The organism is Mesorhizobium sp. L103C131B0 (assembly GCF_000502275.1).
Taxonomy (GTDB): domain Bacteria; phylum Pseudomonadota; class Alphaproteobacteria; order Rhizobiales; family Rhizobiaceae; genus Mesorhizobium.
The window spans coordinates 1-21,630 of sequence record NZ_AYXC01000019.1; the positions used below are offsets into that span (position 1 = coordinate 1).

Genomic DNA, 21,630 nt, shown 5'->3' on the forward strand with positions numbered 1-21,630 from the left:
CGCCGGAGCCGGCGGTGGAGCAGTCTCCGGTGGCGGTGTCGCCGGAGCGACTGCGACTTGTGGCGGCCGAGGGGGAGCAGCCGGAGGCGTAGGCTGCGCCGGTTCCGGCGGTTTGGCAGCCTGCTCAGGCGGGGTTGGCTCGGGAGGCGTGGCGAGCGGCGGCGAACTCGGTGGAACCGCCGGCGTCGCCAGGTCCGGTGGGACGCCGGCGATATCCTGGCCCTTCGGCTCGGCTTTGGGCTCCCTCGGGGCGACGACCTCAGCGCCCGGGCCGGCGTCACGCGCCCAAGGGAAGTGGTCGGCCAGCAGCGCCAACACGGCGAGCACCGGCAACATGAGGAAGGCGCGCCGCCAGCCTGGGCGACCCTTGGATTCCATCTCGGCGTCGCGGCCAAAAAGCGGCGTTCCAGCAGGCTGGCTTCGCCGACCCGGCAGCAGTCCGGCCCAGAACAACAGGGCGCCAAGCAGGCAAAGCCCGCCGACGGTCAGGAACACCACCGGTCGCAGCGTGGCTGGGCCGTGCAGCATGTGGTCGATCCCGCTCCAGCTGAAATCTCTGTCGCCGAGCAGCAGATACGCCCGCACCAGACAAGCCAAAGCGGCCGCCAGCAGCGGAAGCGCAAACAGCCTTTCGGCCAACCTGTCCATCGGACTCCCCTCCGGTGCCGCACCTTGCTCATCATGCGGCCGCCGCAGCGAAACAAATAGCGCAAAACTGCGCCCACGAAAGTGGGCGCGATCACGCAGCCAAATTCACTTCAATTCGACCCATACCGGCGCGTGGTCGCTGGCGCCGTCCTCACCTCTGACATCGCGGTCGATGCCGGCAGCAGTGAGGCGGCGCGCCAGTTTCTTCGACAGCAAGATGTGGTCGAGCCGCAGCCCGGCATCGCGCGGCCAGCGGTTGCGGCGGTAGTCCCAGAATGTGTAGAGCGTTTCCTTCGGATGCTTCTTGCGCAGCGCATCGGTCCAGCCCTGCTCGAGCAGACGCTGGAATGACGCCCGGCTTTCCGGCTGCACCAGCGCGTTGTCGTCATAGGAGCGGGTGGCGTAGATGTCGCGCGGCTCGGGCACGATGTTGTAGTCGCCGACCAGCGCCACCGGCAGGCCGGTGTCGAACAGTTCTGCGGCATGCGCCTCCAGCCGCGCGTGCCACGCCAGCTTGTACTGGAATTTCGGCCCCGGCTGCGGGTTACCGTTGGGCGCGTAGAGACAGGCGATGACGACGCCCGACACCGCCGCCTCGATGTAGCGGCTCTGCTTGTCGGCGGTATCGCCGGGCAGTTCGTCACGGGTCAGCACCGGCTCGGCTCCTCGCGCCAGTATGGCTACGCCGTTCCAGGTCGGCTCGCCCTTCCACACCGCGCCATAGCCGGCGTCGGCCAGTGCCGTGCGCGGAAACTGCAGGTCGCGCGCCTTCAGCTCCTGCAGGCAGACGACATCGGGCTTGGCTGCCGCCAGCCACGCCAGCAGGTTTTGCAGCCGGCTGTTGATGTTGTTGATATTGAAGGTGGCGATTTTCATTTGGCGATCAGGAAACGATCCGCCCTGTCCACGCCTTCACCGTCCCGGCCAGCGTCTTCAAATGATCGGCGGTCGAAAACCCCGACACGCTCTTGCGCGGCTTCAGGTCGTGGTCGCCATCCTCCAGCCAGATCACCTCGATGGCTTTGGAAAGGCCGTAGGTCGCGACCTCTTCTTTCGTGCCGAACTCGTCGCGGGTGCCCTGGAAGATCAGCGTCGGCGTCTTGAGGTCGGCGAGATGTTTTGTCCTGAGTTGCTCGTGCTTGGCCGGCGGATGAAAGGGATAGCCGAGGCAGACGAGGCCCGAAATCTCGCCCTTGGCGAACATCTCGTCGGCGACCATCGAGGCGACGCGCCCGCCCATCGACTTGCCGCCGATGATGAGCGGACCAGCGACGCCCCTCGCCCTCAGATCGGCGATGGCCTTGATGTATTCCGGGTTGACCGTCTCGGCGCGCGGCGGCGGCTTGCGCTGGCCATAGCGTCGCGCCGCCATATAGTGGAATTCGAAGCGCGCAACCTGGAAGCCGGCTGTGGCGAGCGCCTTGGCGGTGGCGGTCATCGAAGGCGAATCCATCGATGCGCCGGCGCCATGCGCCAGCAGGATGGTGACGGGAGCGGTGTCGAAGCCGTCGAAGAGGAAGCTAGTGGGCATCAGGCTGCGGGACCCCGATATAGTGGTAGGTGGTTTTGGACCCGTAAACTTCCTTACGCCACTGCTCCGGATGCAGGGTAACATGGGTGAAAATGGCTGCAAAAAACCCCACGAGCACGATGAAGAATGGCCGGCCGAAGCAAACGCGCTGCTTGTTCGACATACGGTCCTCGGGGCGCTGGGGAAATGGCCAAGTTCTGCGGTTGTAATATGTGGCCCAATTGATTTTGCTGTCTTCGAAAAAATTCCAGCCATTGCTCCAGTAGAAGAGCAGCTCGCGGGCCTCCTGCACCGCCAAAACGATGAAGCACGCGGTTAATCCCATACTCGAAATCTGAACAAGATTATCCACGGCAGCCTCACCCCGCCGTCCGCGCCAGCTGCAGATCGACGAACTGTATCCCCTTTTGCGCAGTGCGCGCCCATTCGCTGTCAGCATCGAGTTCGAGATAGCGCACCCAGTGGCGGCGGGCTTCGGTCAGATTGCCGGCGTCGAACTCCAGCCGGGCAAGGTTGAACACCGGATCGGCGTAGCTCTTGTCGAGCGCGATGGCCTTGACCAGATGCCGGCGCGCCGAGGCGATCTTGCCTTCGTCGCTCATCAGCCCGGCGAGGTTGAACCAGGCCTCGACGAACGCCGGATCGAGCTTGATCGCTCTTGCATAGTCATGCGCCGCGTCGGCCACGCGACCGGCGCCACGCAAGCAATTGGCGCGGTTGAACGCGGCGATGGCGTCGCTCGGATCGATGCTGAGGCAGCGTTGGTAGAGCGCCGCGGCATCGTCGTGCCGGCCCTCCTCTTCCGCGCTTTCAGCCTCGGCGAACAATTCTTCCAGCGTGTCGTCGCCGGCTGCGCTTGCGCTGCCGAGATCGAACAGCAGCTGGCCGTCGAGTTCGCTCTGGCCATCCTCGAGATAGATCTGATCGGGCCGGCCATGCTGCGAGCCGACATTGAGCGATTTGGCGGTGAGCGAAGCGACCGGACCGGAGCGATGCACGGAGCGCGCGATCGCGCCCCAGGATGCACCGCCGGCGACCAGCCCGGCATATTTGCGGGCAAGGATCAGATCGCGGAACGAGTAGGGTTCACAATCGTGCTCGAAGGCGTCAAACAGGCTGAGCAGGTCGAGGTCGGCACCGGACAGTCTGGACTGGTCGACGAGAGACTGCCTGGACAGCGAAGACGCCTCCGGCGCCTTCATCAGACCAAGCAGGCGCAGGAAGCCATTTTCGCTAAGGAGCGTTCGGTTGGCGGCACGCTCGGCGGCAACACGGCGTTCAATCTCGGCATCGCCGCCCTTCGCCGTGCCGGCCTTGGCGATCAGCGTTCGGCCGAACACAACATGGCTGGTGCGCCTGGTGACGCCGCGCCGCAACTGGCCGTGCTGACGCTCCACCTCACGGGCCGCGAGCCGCAGCGGAAATGCCGCCAGCGCGCCGATGGCGCCGAAGACGGCGCCCGGGATTATACCGGTCGGCGCCGTCACCCCTTGCTCTTGCCGACGGCCTTGAGCAGATTGGCCTTCAACGGGTTTTCCTTGGCCGCACCCGCCTTACCCTTGGCGGCAGGTTTTTCAGCGTCGTTGGCCTTGCTCTTCGACTTGGCCGGCGGCTTGGCTGATTGCGACAGGCTCGCCTTCAACGCGTCCATGAGGTTGATGACATTGCCACGCTCGGGCGCCGCCGCAATGATCGGCTTATGGCCCTTCAGTTTCTCGCGGATCATCGTCATCAGCGCGATCTCGTAGCGGTCCTCATAATTCTTCGGATCGAAGGTGGTTTCCTTCTGCTTGATCAGCGCTTCGGCCAATTGCAGCATTTCGGGATCCGGCTTGCCAGCCGGGATGTTGCCGAAATATTCAGCCGTGCCGCGCACTTCGTTCGGGTTCCTCAACGTACACACGAACATGCCGTTCTCGCGCGCGCCGATCGTCACCACGCGCTCGCGGCTGGACAGGACAAGGCGGGCAATGGCCAGCTTGCCGGATTTGCGCATTGCCTCGCGCAGCACGGCGAAGGTTTCCTCCGCCATGGCGCCATCCGGCGCCATGTAGTACGGCGCATCCTGATAAATGACGTCGACCTCGTCTTCGTCGACGAAGGCCTCGATGTTCATCGTGTGATTGGATTCGATGCGCACTGCTTCGAGGTCGGCCTCATCGATGATGATGTACTGCTTGTCCTCGTATTCGTAACCCTTGACCAAGTCCGCGCGCTCGACGAGGCCGAGTTCAGGGTCGACCGGCTTCATGTTGATGCGGTTGTGGGTCTTCTTGTGCAATTGGTTGAACGATATGCGCTCGCTGGTCGTCGTTGCCGGATAGAGCCGGACCGGACAGCTGACGAGGCTGAGCTTGAGGTAACCTTTCCAACTTGCCCTGGGCGCCATGATACTCTCCTACGCGGCCACGCACTGACATTTCAGACTGAGCATGATCTTACCGACAACCGGTTGCCACTTTTCGGGATCATGCTTACTGCAGCGCTTCGTCCAAAGGACGAATGGTGCTGCGGAAATCCTACACCGACCGGGCACGATAAAGGCAAATCCCTAGCGAAATCTTCCAGTCGCCCTGAAGGTCCAAGGCCGAGAATAATTCAAATTGTCCGAAGCGTCGATGGACTTGGGTTCCTCGCCCCCATGAAATGGGGAGAAAAACCTTATTTGAAGGCCGGCAAATCCCTCGCGAAATCCTCCATGTCCGCCCAGGGGTCGCCCGAGGTCGCCAACAACCCCGGCAGCGAGGAATAGTTCAGATCCTGCGGCGCATCGATCGTCTCAAGGTCTGCCCAACTCACCGGCGTCGACGCCGGCAGGTTGGTGCGGGCGCGCAGCGAATAGGGGGCGGCGGAGGTGTGGCCGCGGGCGTTGCGGTGGTAGTCGATGAAGATGCGGCGCTTGCGGTTTTCCTTGCCCATTGTGGTGGTGAAAGTGTCTGGCGCGGTGGCCGCCAAGTGCGTGGAGATGGCGCTGGTCGCCTGGTGCAGCTTCTTCCAGTTCTGCTTTTGCGTCACCGGCACGGTTATGTGGATGCCGCTGCCGCCGGATGTCTTGGCGAACGGCACCAGGCCGAACCGCTCCAATTCGCCCTTGATGTGGACGGCGGCCTCGACCACTTCGCGCCAGGCGATGCCCTCACCCGGATCGAGATCGAAAACGATCTGGTCGGGCTTGTCGAGGCTCAAGCGATGCGTGCCCCAGGTGTGGAACTCAACGACGCCGAACTGCGCGAGTGCCAGATAGCCTTTTGCTCCCTCGACCGACAGATAGGATTTGGTTTCACCTTCGGAGTTGGTGGCGTCAAAAGTGACCACCGACGGCGGCATGCCGGTGAAGGCGTGGCGCTGGAAGAAACAGTCCTTCGGCAGGCCCGTCGGGCAGCGCACCAGCGACACCGGGCGGCCCATGATATGCGGCAGCATGAAATCGCCGACCAGCGCGTAATAGACGGCGATGTCGAGTTTGGTCGGTCCGGTCTTGCCGAACAGCCGCCGCTCCGGATTGGTCACCCAGATGGTGGCGAGATCGGCTTCGGCGATCAGCCGCTTGCGCTTCGGCGACACCGGCGTCGACAGGCCGACATCGCGCAAGCCCCGAAACACACCGTGGCGCAGCGAATTGTCCGCCGTTCGGTTGGCGTAGTGGATGCGGGCCGACAGCATCGGCCGCACCCATTTCATCTCGCGCATGATCTCGCGCGGCACACCCTCGGGTGCTGTCGCGCCGTCGCGCAGCGGCTGCAGCCGGGCCAGCAAGTCGCCCGCCGTCGCGGCATCGAAGCCGGTGCCAACCTTGCCGCGATAGTGCAGTTCACCATCCGCGAATTCAGCCATGCCGATTGCCGCCAGTCCTTCGGCCGCGTCGGAAACGGTGTAGCCGGCGATGATGAAATCGCCGGTCTCCAGCGCCTTGACCTTGGTCCAGGTCTTCGTGCGGCCGCTCTGGTAGATGGCGTTGGCGCGCTTGGAGACGACGCCTTCCAGCCCAAGGATCGAGGCCTGATCGTAAAGCCCCTGCCCGTCGCCTTCGACATGGTCGCTCAGCTGGATGGCGGAGTTGGCGCCCTGCCCGGCTAGCAGTTCGGCGAGCAAGGCCTTGCGTCTTGCGAGCGGCGCCTTGCGGAGGTCCCAGCCGTCGAGATGCAGCAGGTCGAAGGCATAGAAATGGAGCTTGCTGCCCGCACCCGCCGACAGCGCATCCTGCAGCAGCGCGAAACGCGAGATGCCCTTCTCGTCCAGCACCATGATCTCGCCGTCGATGATCGCCTGGCTGAGCGGTAGCCGGGAAAAGGCTTGCGGCAGGTCGCCGTAACGCTTCGTCCAGTCGATGCCGCCGCGGGTGATCAACCTGACCTCGCCATCTCCGACATGCGCCATGGTACGATAGCCGTCGAATTTTATTTCATGCAGCCAGAGTTCACCTGTGTCTTCCACCGGCCCGCCCGGCGGTTTCGGCACCTGCGTGGCGAGCTGCGGCTCGATGCGCGACGGCGGATCGCCCCTGACCGCACCGGACAACGCGCCGGGTTTCAGCGCGCCGGGCTTGGGCGGCAGGCGGGCCCGCTTCCTCGGCGGCGCCACCAGCTCCTCGATCCGCTTGCCGGACTTCACGCTTTCCGGCCGCGCTTCCAGGATGTCGAGGCCGGTATCGGCGGCGAGATCGCGCTCCTTGAACAGCAGCCAGTTTTTCTTCTCGCTGTCTTCGCCGGGCTTGGGCTTCAGACGGGTCAGCATCCAGCCGCCATTCAACTTGTCGCCGGCCAGCCGGAACTTGAAGGCGCCGGTGCGCAGGCTCTTGTCGACATCGTCCATCGGTGCCCAGGTGCCGGTGTCCCAGACGATCATCGGCCCGCCGCCATATTCGCCTTCGGGAATGACGCCCTCGAAGTCGATATATTCGAGCGGATGGTCCTCGGTCTCGACTGCGAGCCGCTTGTCGGCCGGGTTGAGCGAGGGCCCGCGCGGCACCGCCCAGCTTTTCAGCACGCCGCCGACCTGCAGGCGCAAATCGTAATGGTCGGCGGTGGCGTGATGCTTGTGGACGACGAAGCGGTTGCCGTCGCCTGAAATGACCCCGCCCGCCGGTTCCGGCGTCTTCGTAAATTCGCGCTTGGCGCGATAGGCCTTGAGTGTTGGCGGGGTTGGCATGGGTCAGGCGGGAGCGGCGGCGGCGGACGAACCTTCCCTGCGCAGCGTTCCTGCACAGTGCTGTCCCGCCAACATTTCAAATTTCCCAGCGCGGTGCGAAGGAACGGCGTTCACACTCAATCGTCGGTGGCCGGCGTCAGGTCTAGCTCGGCCGGGGACAGCCCTTGCTGGAGCTGGCTCAGCCGGAACTCGTCGACCCAGTAGGCCTCGCCGTCGACCAGCACGCGGGCCGAGTAGACGCCGCCGGAAAAGCTTTGCGCGGTGACGTAGACCTTGTGGCGGTCGAGCGCCTTGCGCACCGCGGCGCGCTTGGAATTCTGGCTGGTGACGGAACTGGCCATGGCTCACTCATACACAAGACCGCAAGACATGGCGGCGGCATAAGGATGCTGGAGATCGGCCGCTCTGTCAATTTTGACCGCCTGCTTCTGGCAGCGCTACGATCCGACGGCAGCAAAAAACCGCTGCGCCTCGGCAGCGGACTTTGCAATGGCGACGACAATATTCGGTTAGTGGTCCGAAGGAATTATGAGCGCGGTGACGCGCGAGAGCTGCTGACGCCGGTTCAGCGTCGGCTTCTCGTAGATCTTCTTCATTGGTATCCCATGGCCCCCAATGGCCGCCGGCAAAGGCGCTTGCGGCTGGGTTTTGTCAAGGGAAGCGCTGTTCTTCCGCCGAACAGCTATGGAAACTGGAGGAGCGGCCGCTATAGTTTTCCTCAGCCCCAAGGAGAACGGCAATGACCCTCAGCACCCGCAAACTCGGCAGCCAGGGGCTGCAGGTCTCGGTGATCGGCCTCGGCTGCATGGGCATGAGCCAGTCCTACGGCCCTGCCGACGAGGCGGAATCGATCGCCACCCTGCACCGAGCCATCGAACTCGGCTGTACCTTCCTCGACACGGCGGAAGTCTACGGCGCCTATGCCAATGAAGAACTGCTCGGGCGGGCGCTGAAGGGCCGGCGCGATGAGGTGACCCTTGCCACCAAATTCGGCTTCCGCATCGAAAACGGCAGACAGGTCGGCACGGAGCGTGACAGCCGGCCCGACCATATCCGCGAGGCGCTGGAGGGCTCGCTGAAGCGGCTCGGCACCGACCATATCGACCTTTACTACCAGCATCGCGTCGATCCGGCGGTGCCGATGGAAGACGTCGCCGGCACGGTCGGCCGGCTGGTTGCCGATGGCAAGGTGCGCTTCTTCGGCCTGTCGGAAGCGGGCGCGGCGAATATCGGCCGTGCGCATGCCGTGCACCCTGTCTCGGCGCTGCAGAGCGAGTATTCGCTTTGGGAGCGCAATCTGGAGCCGGAGATCATCCCGCTGCTCAAAAAGCTCGGCATCGGCCTGGTGCCGTTCGCGCCGCTCGGCCGCGGTTTCCTCGCCGGCGACGTCAAGCGCGCCGAGGATTATCCGGAAGGCGATTTCCGCCGCGGCGACCCCCGCTACCAGGGCGCCAACTACGACGCTAATATCGCGGCTGCGGCTGCGGTGCAGGAGGTGGCCGCGGCCAAAGGGGCAAAGCCCGCACAGATCGCGCTGGCCTGGGTGCTCGGCAAGGGCGACGGTTTCGGCATTGACATCGTGCCGATCCCGGGGACAAAGCGGCGCAAGTATCTCGAAGAAAATGTTGCTGCGGCCGCGATCACGCTCGACGCGGCCGAGATAGCGGCGCTCGATGCAGCCCTTGCGCCGGGCAAGGTCTCAGGGCCGCGCTACAATGAGCGGGTGATGACGACGATCGACAGGTAGAGGCGTCTAAGCTGCCAATCTCCCCCCTCGTGGGGGAGATGCCTGGCAAGGCAGAGGGGGCGCGAAGGATCGCCCGCATCAAGTATTCTGCGTAGAGGTTAGCTCAAAGATGTAAGTGAAATTGGCCAATGTCGGCGGGACAGCGCCCCCCTCTGTCCTGCCGGACATCTCCCCCACAAGGGGGGAGATTAGCAGTTTCAGCCCCTCGCCTCACCTTGCGTAATCGATTTTCCTTGGCTAGCATCCTCGGGTCGGCGCCGTGCGGAGGAGAACGTTGCGGCGGACCGGCTGGAGCGCCTCGCGTCCCCTCGGGGCGTTCACAGGACACTCCATTTTTGAATTGACGCAAGGACCGTCCCGAGCCGCTCCCGGTTTCGGGCTCCTGCGTTCATGTGGAGGATATCTGATGAACAGACGCGAATTCCTGTTGTCGACCGTGGCGACCGGCGCCATGGCGCTGGCCGCGCCCATGGCCTTTGCCGCCGACAAACTGACCATATTGGGCTCGGTGCCCAATCTCGGCTTTCCGTTCTTTGTGCACATGCTGAACGAGATCAAGGCGGAGGCGCAGGCGCAAGGCGTCAATCTGACCGAGAGCGACGGCCAGAACTCGGCGCCGAAGCAGACCGCCGACATCGAGGCCGCACTTGTGCAGAAGGTCAACGCGATCGTGATTTCGCCGCTTGACGTCAACGCGCTGGCGCCGGCGATCGAGGAAGCGGTCAAGGCCGGGGTTCCCGTGGTCACCATCGACCGCCGCGTTGACGGCGTCGAGGGCATTCTGGCCCATGTCGGCGCCGACAATGTCAAGGGCGGCGAGGCCGAGGCGCAAGCCATGGTGGCGGCGTTCCCCAACGGCGCCAAGCTGTTCCATTTGCAGGGCCAGCCGGGTGCCGGGCCCGCGATCGACCGCAACAAAGGCGTCCACAATGTGCTCGATCCGCTCAAGGACAAGTACCAGATCATCTTCGAGCAGACCGCTAATTTCGCCCGCGCCGAAGCGCTGTCGGTGACCGAGGCCGGGCTTGCCGCCAACGGCAAGCCGGACGCCATCATCTGCGCCAATGACGACATGGCGCTCGGCGCGCTCGAAGCCTGTGCCGCGCGCAACTTCACCGACGTCAAGATCTACGGCTTCGACGCGCTGCCGGAAGCGCTGGTCGCCGTGCGCGACGGCAAGCTCGCCGGCACGGTCGAGCAGTTCCCCGGCGAACAGTCGCGCAAGGCGGTGCAGATCGCGGTCGCCTTCGCCAGGGACAAGACCGAGCCGAAGGAGAAGCTGGTGCTGTTGACGCCGATCGTCATCGGCAAGGACAATCTCGACAAGGCGGAGAGGTTGAACGAGACGAAGTGAGAGTAGGGCCCATGACGGGTGGAGGTCGCGCTCTGTCGCGCCCCCCTCTGTCCTGCCGGACATCGCCCCCACTTGGGGGGAGATTGGCCGTCACGTCTGCTTTCGCCAATCGCCAACGTTATAGAAATAGTGCTGCCGGCAAAACTGCTGATCTCCCCCCGTGTGGGGGAGATGTCCGGCAGGACAGAGGGGGGCGCTGTCCCGCTGCCTATCGCAATCCGGGAGCAATGCTTGTCCGCCGTTGAACCCACCGCATCATCGCCCCCGCTCCTTTCCGTCGAAGGCGTGACCAAGCATTTCTCCGGCGTCACCGCACTCAGCGATGTCTCGCTCGAGGTGCGGTCCGGCGAGATCCTCGGCCTGCTCGGCGAGAACGGCGCCGGCAAGTCGACGCTGCTGAAAATCCTGTCCGGCGTGATGCCGCCGTCGAGCGGCAGCATCGTCTTCGACGGCGCTGACTACGCGCCGTCAAGCCCGCAGGACGCCAAGCGGCACGGCATCGTCACCATCTACCAGGAGCTCAGCCTGATCCCGACACTGACGGTGGCGGAAAACATCTTCATCGGCCGCGCGCCGATCGGTCCGCTCGGGCTGGTCAGCTGGCGCAGGATGGAGGACGCCTCGCGCGCGATCATCGCCCGCGTCGGTCTCGACATCGATCCGGCAACGCCGGTGTCCTCGCTGTCGGTAGCCGAACAGCAGCTGGTCGAGATCGCCCGCGCTCTGTCGCTGGAAAGCCGCCTGATCATCATGGACGAGCCGACCTCGGCGCTGACCGAGACCGAGGTGCAGAAACTGATGTCGATCATGGACAGGCTGCGCAAGGACGGTGTCGCCATCATGTTCGTCACCCACCGGCTGGAAGAAGCGTCCGCCATTTGCGACCGCATGACCGTGCTGCGGGACGGCAGGCTGGCCGGTCATCTCGACCGCGATGGGCAGCCGATCCAGATTCCGAAGATCATCGAGAAGATGGTCGGCCGCGCCGCCTCCGAACTCTACGCGCGGCCGACGCAGCGCGACGTCGCCGGCGAGGTCCGGCTCTCGGTGCGAGGCTTGCGAACGGTGCGCGATCCGCTGGCGCCGCACGCCATCGTGCTCGAAGGTGTCAACCTCGATCTGAAGGCCGGCGAAATCCTCGGCGTTGCCGGTCTCGTCGGTTCCGGCCGCACCGAGCTTGCCCGCGCCATTTTCGGCGCCGACCGCATCGCGGCGGGTAACATCACGCTGGACGGCAAGCCGATCGCCCCGGCCTCCCCCGCCGACGCCATCAAACTCGGCATCGGGCTGGTGCCGGAAGACCGCAAGCACCAGGCGATCTTTGCAGCACTTGGCATTCTCAACAATTTCTCCATCGCCTCGCTCGGCCGCTACAGCAATGGGGCCGGCTTCATGGCCGAACGGCGCGAGCGCGAGGCGCTGGCCGGCTATCGCAAGGCACTGTCGATCCGCATGGCCTCGCCCGAGCAGGCGATCGAGGGCCTGTCCGGCGGCAATCAGCAAAAGGTGATCCTGGCCCGCTGGCTGGCGCGCGACCCGAAAGTACTTATCGTCGACGAGCCGACGCGCGGCGTCGATGTCGGCGCCAAGGCCGAAGTGCACCAGATCCTGGTGCAGCTTGCCGCACGCGGCATCGCCATCATGATGATCTCGTCGGAGCTGCCGGAGGTGCTGGCAGTGTCGGATCGCATCGTTACGATGCGGCGCGGCCGTATCACCGGCGAAATGCCGGGCATCGAAGCGACCGAGGAAAAACTGATGGAACTGATGGCGCTCGACCGCAAGCAGGACGCAACGCAATGACCAGCACCACCGAACAGACCCAGCGCAGCGGCATCAACATCGCGCGGCTTCTGATGAGTTTTGGGCCGCTGATGTTCCTGGCGGTGTTGATCGTCATCTTCACCGTGCTGAAGCCGAGCTTCATCGATCCAATCAACCTGTTCAACATTTTGAGGCAGATCTCGATCACCGGGCTGATCGCGCTCGGCATGACTTTCGTCATCCTCACTGCCGGCATCGACCTGTCGGTCGGCTCACTGCTCGCCTTCTGCGGCATGGTGGCCGCGGTGGTGGCCAAGGGCGGCACCGCCAACACGCTGTCGCTGTCGACCACGGGCTCGCAAGGCTATGGCTGGTTCGCCGCCTTGCTTGCCGCCGTCATCGTCGGGGCGCTGGCCGGCGGCGTCCAGGGCTTTGCCATCACCCGGCTGAAAGTACCGCCCTTCGTCGTCACGCTGGGTGGGCTCACCGTGTTTCGCGGCCTGACGCTGACCATCTCCAATGGCGGACCGATCTCCGGTTTCGACGCCTCGATGCGCTGGTTCGGCACCGGGCTCATCGGACCGGTGCCGGTGCCGGCGATCATCTTCGCGGCGGCGGCCATCCTGTGCCACATCGTGCTGCGCTATACGCGCTATGGCCGCGCCGTCTATGCCGTCGGCGGCAATGCCGAGGCCGCACGCCTGTCGGGCCTGCGCGTCGACCGCATTCTGATCTCGGTCTATGTCATCGTCGGCTTCTTCGCCGGGCTGGCCGCCTTCGTTTTGTCAGCACGGCTCAACTCCTCCGAAGCCGTGGCCGGCATCGGCTACGAGCTTACGGTGATTTCGGCCGTGGTCATCGGCGGCACCTCGCTATTCGGCGGCATCGGCTCGGTCGGCGGCACGGTGGTGGGCGCAGCACTCATCGGCGTGCTGCAGAACGGGCTACAGTTCAACAATGTCTCTTCCTACACACAAAGCATCGTCATCGGCCTGATCCTGATCCTGGCCGTGGCCTTCGATCGTTGGCTGAAGTCGCGGGTAAGGCGGTAAGGGATCGGCCATGGTTCAGATCAGGGCGATGACAGAGAACGATGTAGCGTCGGTATCGCGGCTGCTGGGAGAGTCTTGGCGGCGCACCTATTCGTCGATCCTGGGACCTGAAAATACCGCGCGGCTCTCGGACGACAAGCATGCGCCCGAGCGGCTGGCCGAGGAACTTGCGGACGACAACAAGATGTCGTTCGTGGCCGAACGGCCGGACGGTTCGATCGCCGGCTACGCGATGGCGGCGATGGACGATCGTGGCGATGTCCTGCTCGACCGGCTGCACATCGACAAGACAGAGTTCGGCAGCGGGCTCGCCACCGACCTGCTGCACGCGGTGCTTGTCGCGCATGCCGGCATCCCCAGCATTGCGCTGGAAGTGATCGAGGGCAACGACCGGGCGATCGCCTTCTATCGCAAGCACGGTTTCGAAGTGGTCGAGCGCCGCACGGCCGCGCACGGCGTTGGCGGCCACGCCTCGCTGATCATGCGCCGGCTGCTGTCGAGGGCGTAAGGGGAGGGAATAGGCCGTAGGGAATAGGGAAAAAGGTGGCGCAGACCGATACCCTACGCCTACAGCCTACTGCGCCGCCGCTTGCCGGCCGTCCTCGTCGTCCGGCATATCGAGAATTTCGATCAGCCGCGCCACCTTCGTTCCCGGCAAGGGGCGGCCCTCGTTGACCAGCGCCTCGTCGGCACCGAGCCAGGCGAACGCCTCGCGCAGTTCTTCAAGGGTGGCGCCGGTCAGCGCGATGTCGGCTATGACTGCCTCGTCTACCGGCCCCAACACCGAAATGATGTCGTTGCGTGTCATGGTCACCTCCATGCTAAGTGCCGGCCGGTCGTCGAGATGACGCCGAGACCCGGCCATCCAGCCAACGGATTGCGAGTAAAAACCGCCGACAAAGCAGAATCTGGGTCTTCTTTTCGACTAAGCAAGGTGAACGCGCGCGCCTTTTGCCGTCAAGCAGTCGAGTGCGGATCGATGCTGTAGAGATGCACGGAATAGCCGGGACCGATGGCGTCGCGCACCCGGTCCGTCCAGGCGAGGACCGCCGGGTAAGCCGCCAGCGCAAAGCCGCAATCTTCGGCACGGTGGCCGCAGGCATAAACAGCAATGTCGGCGATGGTGAGCGTGTCGCCGACAAGGAACGGCGTGTCGTTCAGGCTGCGCTCCAGCGCTGCCAGCGTGCTGGCGCCGGCTTCGCGCTTGGCCGGAACCATCGCCTGGTTGCGCTCCAGCCTTCCGGCCAGCGTCCAGAAGCGCAGGGAGCCGATGACCGGCTCGACATGGTACTGTTCGAAGAACAGCCATTGCATAATTTTCGCGCTGACATAGCGATCCGCCGGCAGCAAGGGCGTGCCTTCGGCGAGATAAATGAGGATCGCATTCGATTCGGCGATCGCACGGCCATCCTCGAGTTCGAGCACAGGAACGGCGCCGGCCGGGTTGAGCTTCAGGAAGGCGTCGGTGTGGCTCTCGCCCTCGAAAATCGACACCAGGCGGCTTTCATAGGGAATGTTAAGCAGGCCGAGGACGACCCTCGCCTTCCAACCGTTTTGCGACGGCAAATAATCATGAAGCGTGAGCATGGCTGTCCTTTCGCTGGGGTCGACGCCTGATTTGCACGGTGCCACGATACCAGCCACCCGAATCCTGCAATGTGTACGCGCGAAAACAGATAAACTATACGCATGTAAAGTTTTATTGACTTCGCTATATGTGCGATTTACCCGATAAACACTTGCGTCGGATAACTGCGCGGGCAAGCAATCAGTCTGCGTGTGAGAGGAATCGCAAGCATGAGCCTTTCGCGCCGCAGCGAGATCGCCGCCGAGGCCGTGGGGCCAACGATCGTCGCCGGCGAAATCCTGGTCGAGATCATGGCGACGGAACGGGGTTTCGGCTTCCTCGAGCCGCAAACGCTCGTCGGGCCATTCCCCAGCGGTGCGCCGGCGATCTTCATCGATCAGGTTGCGCGGCTGGGGGGCGGCGCCGGCATTATCGGCTGCGTCGGCCGCGACGATTTCGGCACGCTCAACCTGGACAGGCTGGAGCTCGACGGCGTCGACGTCTCAGCCGTCGATATCAGCGACCGCTTCCCGACGGGATGCGCCTTCGTGCGCTACCGGCCCGATGGTATCAGGGACTTCGTCTACAACATCGCCGAATCCGCCGCCGGGCAGATCCACCTGACCACTGCTGCGCGCCTGCTGGCGGACAGGGCCGGCCATCTGCATATCATGGGATCGACGCTGTCGGTGGCAGGGCTGAAGGAGATCGTCAGCCACGCAGTGCAGGCGGTTCGTGCCCGCGGCGGCTCGACCTCATTCGACCCGAATGTGCGCAAGGAGCTGATCGACGGCTCCGACGGCGCACTGTTTTCCGCACTCATCGACGATGCCGACCTGCTGCTGCCGTCCGGCGACGAATTGCTCGCTACGGCGGGCGTCGATGACGAGCATCAGGCGGTGGCGGCGCTGTTTGCCAGGGGCGTCGGCGAGATCGTGCTGAAGCGCGGTGCTGACGGATCTTCCTGGTTCGGCGCCGAGGGCGCCAGGACCGACTGCGCCGGTTTTCAGGTCGAGGAAGTCGACCCGACGGGCGCCGGCGATTGTTTCGGCGCCACTTACCTGACCTGCCGGCGCCAGGGGATGGAGCCCGGCAAGGCGCTGCTTTATGCCAATGCCGCCGGCGCCCGCAACGTCACCCGGCGCGGCCCGATGGAAGGCACCGCCGGCTTCGATGCGCTTGACCAATTCATCAAGGGAACAGCGAGACGGACATGAGCGCCAACCCGCTTGCAGGCCTCGCCAGCGCGCGCAAAAACGGCTCGCCCTACGGCATCACCTCGATCTGCTCCGCGCATCCGCTGGTGATCCAGACGGCGATCAGGCGCGCCGTTGCCGACAGGGAGAAAAACCTGCTGATTGAGGCAACCTGCAATCAGGTCAACCAGTTCGGCGGCTATACCGGAATGACCCCGGCGCTGTTCGTCGCCTTCGTGCTGGAGATTGCCTGCCGCGAAGGGCTGGAAGCCTCGCGCATCATCTTCGGCGGCGACCATCTGGGACCGAACCCGTGGCGCGCAGAGCCGGCGGCGCAGGCGATGGACAAGGCCGAGGCCATGGTCGGCGCCTATATCGCGGCCGGCTTCACCAAGATCCATCTCGACGCATCGATGGGCTGCGCCGGCGAGCCGGCGGCGCTTGACGACGAGACCATCGCCACCCGGGCGGCGCGGCTGGCAAAGGCGGCCGAAACGGGCGCGCACGCCGCAGGCAGCACCTTGCCGGTCTACATCATCGGCACCGAAGTCCCCGCCCCCGGCGGAGTCGACCATGCGATCAGCGAGTTGAAGCCGACCGAGGCGGCGGCGGCGCGGCGCACGATCGAGGTTCACCGGGAGATCTTTGCCCGCGAAGGCCTGTCCGAGGCCTTCGGCCGCGTCATCGCCGTGGTCGTGCAGCCGGGCGTGGAATTCGGCAGCCAGAACGTCGTCGCCTACGCGCCCGAGAAATCCAAGGGCCTGACCGGCTTGCTCGATGAGCAGCCGTCGCTCGTCTACGAGGCGCATTCGACCGACTACCAGAGCCGTGCGGCTTTGACCGCGCTGGTCGCAAACGGCTTTCCCATCCTCAAGGTCGGCCCCGGCCTGACCTTCGCCTTGCGCGAGGCGCTTTACGGGCTCGACCTGATCGCCTCCGAAATGGCCAGGGACTATGGCGACCGGTCGCTCGCCCGGACCATGGAAAGCGCGATGCTGGCAGCCCCCGGCCATTGGCACAGCCACTATCATGGCAATGAAGCAGAGCTCTATGTGCAGCGGCATTACAGCTACAGCGACCGCATCCGCTATTATTGGAGCAACCCCACCGCTGTCGCGGCCGTCGAGCGCCTGCGCAAGGCGCTGGACGACGTTGCCATTCCCGAAACGCTGATGCGGCAATTCCTGCCGGCGCTGCCGGCCGAACTCGGGCCGGCGGGCAATCCCGAGGCTATCCTTCTCGAAGCTGTCGATCAGGTGCTGGCCGACTATGACGCGGCCTGCCGTGGGACCTGAGTGCATTGCGCCGGGTTGATCTTTGCCTCAGCCCAGTGTCTCTGACGTTTCCATGAAACCAGCCATGTTCTTTCTCCTGTTCGCGGCCTCCCTGCTGGCGTCGCCGGCACGCGCCGACTGGAAGCCGGTCGAAAAGGTCGAGACCTACGCCATCGCAGGGCGGACCGGCCCGGAACTCTATGCCGCGATCGGCGAAGCCGGCCCCTTGCTCGGCAAGGGTCGGGTCATTGCGCACACCAATTTCAAGCTGACCTGGACCAGGGACTACAGGCCGCAAGGCGACGCCTGCGTGCTCAAATCGGCGCGCCCGAAACTGATCATCACCTACACCTTGCCGAAGCCGGCCGAACCGTTGCCGGCTTCCGTCCAGAAGAACTGGACGGTGTTCATCGCCGGGCTCGCCGCCCACGAGAGAGTGCATGGCGCAGCCATCGCCGAGATGGTGCGCAAGATCGAGGCGGTGAGCGTCGGCCTGACCGTTACTGATGACCCCGCCTGCAGCAAGATCAGAACCGAGCTGACGAGGCAACTCGCCCAGATCTCGCTGGCTCAGCGGCAGGCGAGCCGCGACTTCGACCGGGTCGAATTCGGCCCCGGCGGAAACCTGCAGAAGCTGGTGCTGGCTTTTGTGAATGGGGGGTAGTTTGCCGGCGAACCGGTCATTGCGCCGGTGTTCCGAACGACAAGAGCACCGGCCGCATGGCCGCTTTACAGGCAGGCTTGGTAGCGCTACCGTCTGATCGTCACGCGACCTGTTGGGGAATGGGAGACGGTCGCGAGGCAGGAGAGGAGCGGTTTCCTTCGGGGCGTCGCAAGAAGCATTCGGGAGGAGATCGATGGCGTCTGTCGCGATCGGCGATGTTTACAAATCGTTCGGGACCGTCGAGGTCCTGCATGGCGTCAGTGTGGATATCGACGACGGCGAATTCGTCACGCTGGTCGGCCCGTCGGGTTGTGGAAAATCGACCCTTCTCAGGATGATCGCCGGCCTGGAAAAGATTTCTCGGGGCGAGATCGCGATCGGGGATCGGGTCGTCAACAACGTTGCGCCGAAAGAGCGCGACGTTGCCATGGTGTTCCAGAACTACGCGCTCTACCCGCACATGACGGTCGCCGAGAACATGGCGTTCTCGCTCATGCTCAAAGGTGTTTCGAAGGCCGATTGCGCTACCAGCATTCAGCGCGCCGCCGAAATCCTCGGGCTGGTGCCATTGCTGACGCGATATCCGCGCCAGCTTTCCGGCGGCCAGCGCCAGCGCGTCGCCATGGGCCGGGCGATCGTGCGCGATCCACAGGTTTTCCTGTTCGACGAACCGCTCTCCAATCTCGACGCCAAGCTCAGGGTGCAGATGCGCGCCGAGATCAAGGAACTGCACCAGCGGCTCAAGACGACCACAGTCTATGTCACCCACGACCAGATCGAGGCCATGACCATGGCCGACAAGATCGTGGTCATGCATGACGGCATCGTCGAACAGATCGGACCGCCGCTGGAGCTCTACGACAGGCCAAACAATCTCTTCGTCGCCAGTTTCATCGGCTCGCCCGCCATGAACCTGATCAAGGGCGAGATCGTCACCGACGGGTCTCCGTCCTTTCGCGGCGCCGGGGGAATTTCCGTGCCGCTGGCCGGCGCGCCGGCCGTTGGCAACGGTCATCCGGTGGTGCTGGGAATACGGCCCGAGCATTTGCGGCTATCGTCAGACCAAGGCATTCCAGTCACCGTCGCGGTGGTCGAGCCGACCGGGTCGGAAGTGCAGATCATCGGCCGCACCGCCGGCGGCGACGAGATCGTCGCCAATTTCCGCGAACGCCATGCCTTAACACCGGGCGAATCCATACGGCTCTCTGCCGCGCCTGGCCTGATTCATCTCTTTGACGGCAAGACCGGAACACGATTTGAAACGCGTAACGGATGGTAAGGACCGCATAGCAAGGAAGATAAACCGGAGGAGACGACCATGAAATTCACGAGACGCGATGTAATCCGCACGACCGCAGGTGCCGCGGCGGGAGCTCTGGGAAGCCGGTTCGTCGGCTCGCCGGCTTTTGCCCAGGAGGGCTTGAAATACAAGCCCGAGGAAGGCGCAAAGCTGCGGCTGCTGCGCTGGTCGCCCTTCGTCAAGGGCGATGAGGATCAATGGCTGGCCAACACCAAGCGCTTCACCGAGGCGACAGGTGTCGAGGTTCGTGTCGACAAGGAAAGCTGGGAGGACATTCGCCCCAAGGCAGCGGTCGCCGCCAATGTCGGTTCCGGCCCGGACCTCATGTTCGTCTGGTTCGACGACCCGCATCAATATCCCGACAAGCTGCACGACGTGACCGAGCTCGGCGAGTATCTGGGCTCGAAATATGGCGGCTGGCACGACGGACCAAAGCAATATGCGACGCGGGACGGCAAGTTCGTCGGCCTGCCGCTGGCCACGATCGGCAATGCCATCGTCTATCGCGAAAGCTGGGTGAAGGAGGCCGGCTTCTCCGAATTTCCGAAGGACACGGCAGGCTTCCTCGAGCTTTGCAAGGCGTTGCAGGCGAAGGGACATCCGGCTGGCTTCACGCACGGCCACGGCGTCGGCGACGGCAACAATTACGCGCACTGGCTGCTGTGGAGCCATGGCGGCCAGATGGTCGACGAGAGCGGCAAGGTGGCGATCAACAGCCCCGAGACGCTAAAGGCGATCGGATACGCGCAGGAACTCTACAAGACCTTCATTCCCGGGACCGAAAGCTGGCTCGACGTCAATAACAACCGCGCCTTCCTGGCCGGCGAACTCGGCGTCATCGCCAACGGCATTTCCGCCTACAATACGGCCAAGATCAACAAGGACAACGATCCGAAGCTGGCTGAGATCGCCAAGGACATCCGCACCACCAACCTGCCGATCGGTCCCGTCGGGAAATCGGTCGAACTGTTCCAGGTGACCACCGCAGTCATCTTCAACTACACGCCCTACCCCAATGCGGCCAAGGCCTATCTGCAGTTCATGTTCGAGGATCCGCAGATGACCGACTGGATCACCTCCTCGGCGGGCTATTGCTGCCAGACGCTGAAGGCCTTCGACAACAATCCAGTGTGGACGGCCGACCCGAACAATGCCGCCTATGCCAAGGCCTCGGCGACGCTGCGCCCCAACGGCTATGCCGGGCCGCTCGGCTATGCCTCGGCGGCGACCATGGCCGACTATGTCCTGGTCGACATGTTTGCCAAGGCGGTGACCGGCCAGGCGACGCCGCAGGAGGCGATGGAGGAGGCGGAGAAGCGCGCCAACCGCTACTACCGCGTTTGATCACGGCACCGCCGGGCAGCGTCTAGTGCGCTGCCCGGCCCGTCGCACAATCCCATGGCGGCCGTTGACGCCGTGACCTGATTCCCCGATGAGGAGCCCTCCATGGCCGTGCCGTCCGTTGCCGCCCAGCCGCGTCCGTCGATGCTTTCGCGGATCTCCGAAAGCCGCAACGCGCTGGGCTTCGGCTTCATGCTGCCGGCGGCGGCGCTGCTGCTGGTCTTCCTGACCTATCCGCTCGGGCTGGGCGTCTGGCTCGGTTTCACCGATGCCCGGATCGGCCGCCCCGGCATCTTCATCGGCGTCGAGAATTATCAGTACCTTTGGAATGACAACGTCTTCTGGCTCTCCGTCTTCAACACGCTGCTCTACACGGTCAGCGCCTCGATCCTGAAGTTCGTGCTCGGCCTGTGGCTGGCGCTCATCCTCAATGAAAACCTGCCGTTCAAATCGTTCTTCCGCGCGATAGTCCTGCTGCCCTGGGTGGTGCCCACTGTACTGTCAGCCATCGCCTTCTGGTGGATCTACGATTCGCAGTTCTCCATCCTGTCCTGGGCGCTGCAGCAAATGGGCCTGATCGACCACCGCATCAATTTCCTCGGCGATCCGGAGAATGCGCGCGCTTCGGTTATCGCCGCCAACGTCTGGCGCGGCATTCCTTTCGTCGCCATCACGCTGCTCGCCGGCCTGCAGACCATTCCGCAGTCGCTCTACGAGGCGGCCACGCTCGACGGCGCCAGTCGCTGGCAGTTGTTTCGTTATGTGACTCTGCCGCTGCTGACGCCGATCATCGCCATCACCATGACCTTCTCGGTGCTGTTCACTTTCACCGATTTCCAGCTGATCTACGTGCTGACCCGGGGCGGACCGGTGAATGCCACGCATCTGATGGCGACATTGTCTTTCCAGCGCGGCATTTCCGGCGGCCAGCTTGGCGAGGGCGCGGCCATCGCGGTGGCCATGATCCCGTTCCTGCTGGCGGCGATCCTGTTCAGCTATTTCGGCCTGCAACGCCGCAAATGGCAACAAGGCGGCGGAGACTGA

Annotated in this window: 21 protein-coding genes and 1 pseudogene; 12 read left to right on the plus strand and 10 right to left on the minus strand. The window is 64.2% G+C overall.

Annotated features, from left to right (window positions below):
* From X730_RS140785 to X730_RS140750, 8 genes and pseudogenes are all read right to left on the minus strand, one after another.
* Positions 1-648, minus strand: a pseudogene (locus X730_RS140785) (WD40 repeat domain-containing protein); the annotation flags it as partial.
* 105 nt (positions 649-753) lie between these two features.
* The gene (locus X730_RS140780) at positions 754-1,524 is read right to left on the minus strand and encodes an exodeoxyribonuclease III (protein ID WP_023685879.1); all 771 of its coding nucleotides are present in this window, start codon (positions 1,522-1,524) and stop codon (positions 754-756) included.
* A gap of 7 nt (positions 1,525-1,531) precedes the next feature.
* Positions 1,532-2,179 (minus strand): alpha/beta family hydrolase, encoded by a 648-nt coding sequence (locus tag X730_RS140775; protein ID WP_023827243.1) that lies wholly within the window; start codon positions 2,177-2,179, stop codon positions 1,532-1,534.
* A complete protein-coding gene (locus tag X730_RS140770) occupies positions 2,169-2,531 on the minus strand; it encodes a hypothetical protein (RefSeq protein ID WP_155922512.1) in 363 nt (120 codons plus the stop codon). The genes X730_RS140775 and X730_RS140770 overlap by 11 nt, the downstream gene beginning before the upstream one ends.
* 7 nt (positions 2,532-2,538) lie before the next feature.
* Positions 2,539-3,666, minus strand: coding sequence for a tetratricopeptide repeat protein (locus tag X730_RS140765; RefSeq protein WP_023827244.1), 1,128 nt, complete (start codon positions 3,664-3,666; stop codon positions 2,539-2,541).
* On the minus strand, positions 3,663-4,568 hold the full coding sequence (locus X730_RS140760) for a Ku protein (protein WP_023693782.1): 906 nt from the start codon (positions 4,566-4,568) through the stop codon (positions 3,663-3,665). Before X730_RS140760 ends, X730_RS140765 begins: the two co-directional genes overlap by 4 nt.
* A 272-nt stretch (positions 4,569-4,840) precedes the next feature.
* Complete coding sequence (ligD, locus tag X730_RS140755; protein WP_023827245.1) at positions 4,841-7,327, minus strand: DNA ligase D; 2,487 nt, start codon at positions 7,325-7,327, stop codon at positions 4,841-4,843.
* Positions 7,328-7,443: 116 nt separating this feature from the next.
* A complete protein-coding gene (locus tag X730_RS140750) occupies positions 7,444-7,668 on the minus strand; it encodes a hypothetical protein (RefSeq protein WP_023699154.1) in 225 nt (74 codons plus the stop codon).
* A 45-nt stretch (positions 7,669-7,713) separates the two neighbouring features.
* On the opposite strand from X730_RS140750, the gene X730_RS1000000167725 reads away from it, so the two are divergent.
* The 6 genes from X730_RS1000000167725 to X730_RS140725 all read left to right on the plus strand — a co-directional run bounded on the left by X730_RS1000000167725 (position 7,714) and on the right by X730_RS140725 (position 13,752).
* Positions 7,714-8,070: a hypothetical protein gene (locus tag X730_RS1000000167725; protein ID WP_155921580.1), complete on the plus strand. Its 357-nt coding sequence runs from the start codon at positions 7,714-7,716 to the stop codon at positions 8,068-8,070.
* Complete coding sequence (locus X730_RS140745; RefSeq protein WP_023827246.1) at positions 8,067-9,074, plus strand: aldo/keto reductase; 1,008 nt, start codon at positions 8,067-8,069, stop codon at positions 9,072-9,074. The genes X730_RS1000000167725 and X730_RS140745 overlap by 4 nt, the downstream gene beginning before the upstream one ends.
* A 406-nt stretch (positions 9,075-9,480) precedes the next feature.
* Positions 9,481-10,428, plus strand: coding sequence for a substrate-binding domain-containing protein (locus X730_RS140740; RefSeq protein WP_023673481.1), 948 nt, complete (start codon positions 9,481-9,483; stop codon positions 10,426-10,428).
* Positions 10,429-10,659: 231 nt separating this feature from the next.
* Positions 10,660-12,231, plus strand: coding sequence for a sugar ABC transporter ATP-binding protein (locus X730_RS140735; protein ID WP_031197268.1), 1,572 nt, complete (start codon positions 10,660-10,662; stop codon positions 12,229-12,231).
* Entirely contained in the window at positions 12,228-13,244 is a 1,017-nt protein-coding gene (locus X730_RS140730) for an ABC transporter permease (RefSeq protein ID WP_023827248.1), read from the plus strand. Before X730_RS140735 ends, X730_RS140730 begins: the two co-directional genes overlap by 4 nt.
* A 10-nt stretch (positions 13,245-13,254) precedes the next feature.
* Positions 13,255-13,752: an N-acetyltransferase gene (locus X730_RS140725; protein ID WP_023743905.1), complete on the plus strand. Its 498-nt coding sequence runs from the start codon at positions 13,255-13,257 to the stop codon at positions 13,750-13,752.
* A 66-nt stretch (positions 13,753-13,818) separates the two neighbouring features.
* Here the strand turns inward: X730_RS140725 and X730_RS140720 are convergent, their stop codons facing one another.
* Positions 13,819-14,052: a hypothetical protein gene (locus X730_RS140720; protein WP_081731640.1), complete on the minus strand. Its 234-nt coding sequence runs from the start codon at positions 14,050-14,052 to the stop codon at positions 13,819-13,821.
* Between the two features lie 149 nt (positions 14,053-14,201).
* Complete coding sequence (locus X730_RS140715) at positions 14,202-14,831, minus strand: glutathione S-transferase family protein (RefSeq protein WP_023827250.1); 630 nt, start codon at positions 14,829-14,831, stop codon at positions 14,202-14,204.
* A 210-nt stretch (positions 14,832-15,041) separates the two neighbouring features.
* Between X730_RS140715 and X730_RS140710 the strand changes: the two genes are divergently transcribed.
* From X730_RS140710 to X730_RS140685, 6 genes are all read left to right on the plus strand, one after another.
* Complete coding sequence (locus tag X730_RS140710; RefSeq protein WP_023827251.1) at positions 15,042-16,028, plus strand: sugar kinase; 987 nt, start codon at positions 15,042-15,044, stop codon at positions 16,026-16,028.
* Entirely contained in the window at positions 16,025-17,302 is a 1,278-nt protein-coding gene (locus X730_RS140705) for a D-tagatose-bisphosphate aldolase, class II, non-catalytic subunit (RefSeq protein WP_023827252.1), read from the plus strand. Before X730_RS140710 ends, X730_RS140705 begins: the two co-directional genes overlap by 4 nt.
* Before the next feature lie 64 nt (positions 17,303-17,366).
* The gene (locus tag X730_RS140700) at positions 17,367-17,945 is read left to right on the plus strand and encodes a DUF922 domain-containing protein (protein WP_023712528.1); all 579 of its coding nucleotides are present in this window, start codon (positions 17,367-17,369) and stop codon (positions 17,943-17,945) included.
* A gap of 193 nt (positions 17,946-18,138) precedes the next feature.
* Positions 18,139-19,224, plus strand: a complete 1,086-nt coding sequence (gene ugpC / locus X730_RS140695; protein ID WP_023673472.1) for a sn-glycerol-3-phosphate ABC transporter ATP-binding protein UgpC — start codon at positions 18,139-18,141, stop codon at positions 19,222-19,224.
* Positions 19,225-19,263: 39 nt separating this feature from the next.
* Positions 19,264-20,589 carry an ABC transporter substrate-binding protein gene (locus X730_RS140690; protein WP_023693796.1) on the plus strand — a complete coding sequence of 442 codons (1,326 nt, stop codon included), beginning with the start codon at positions 19,264-19,266 and terminating at the stop codon, positions 20,587-20,589.
* A 102-nt stretch (positions 20,590-20,691) separates the two neighbouring features.
* Entirely contained in the window at positions 20,692-21,630 is a 939-nt protein-coding gene (locus X730_RS140685) for a sugar ABC transporter permease (RefSeq protein ID WP_023673470.1), read from the plus strand.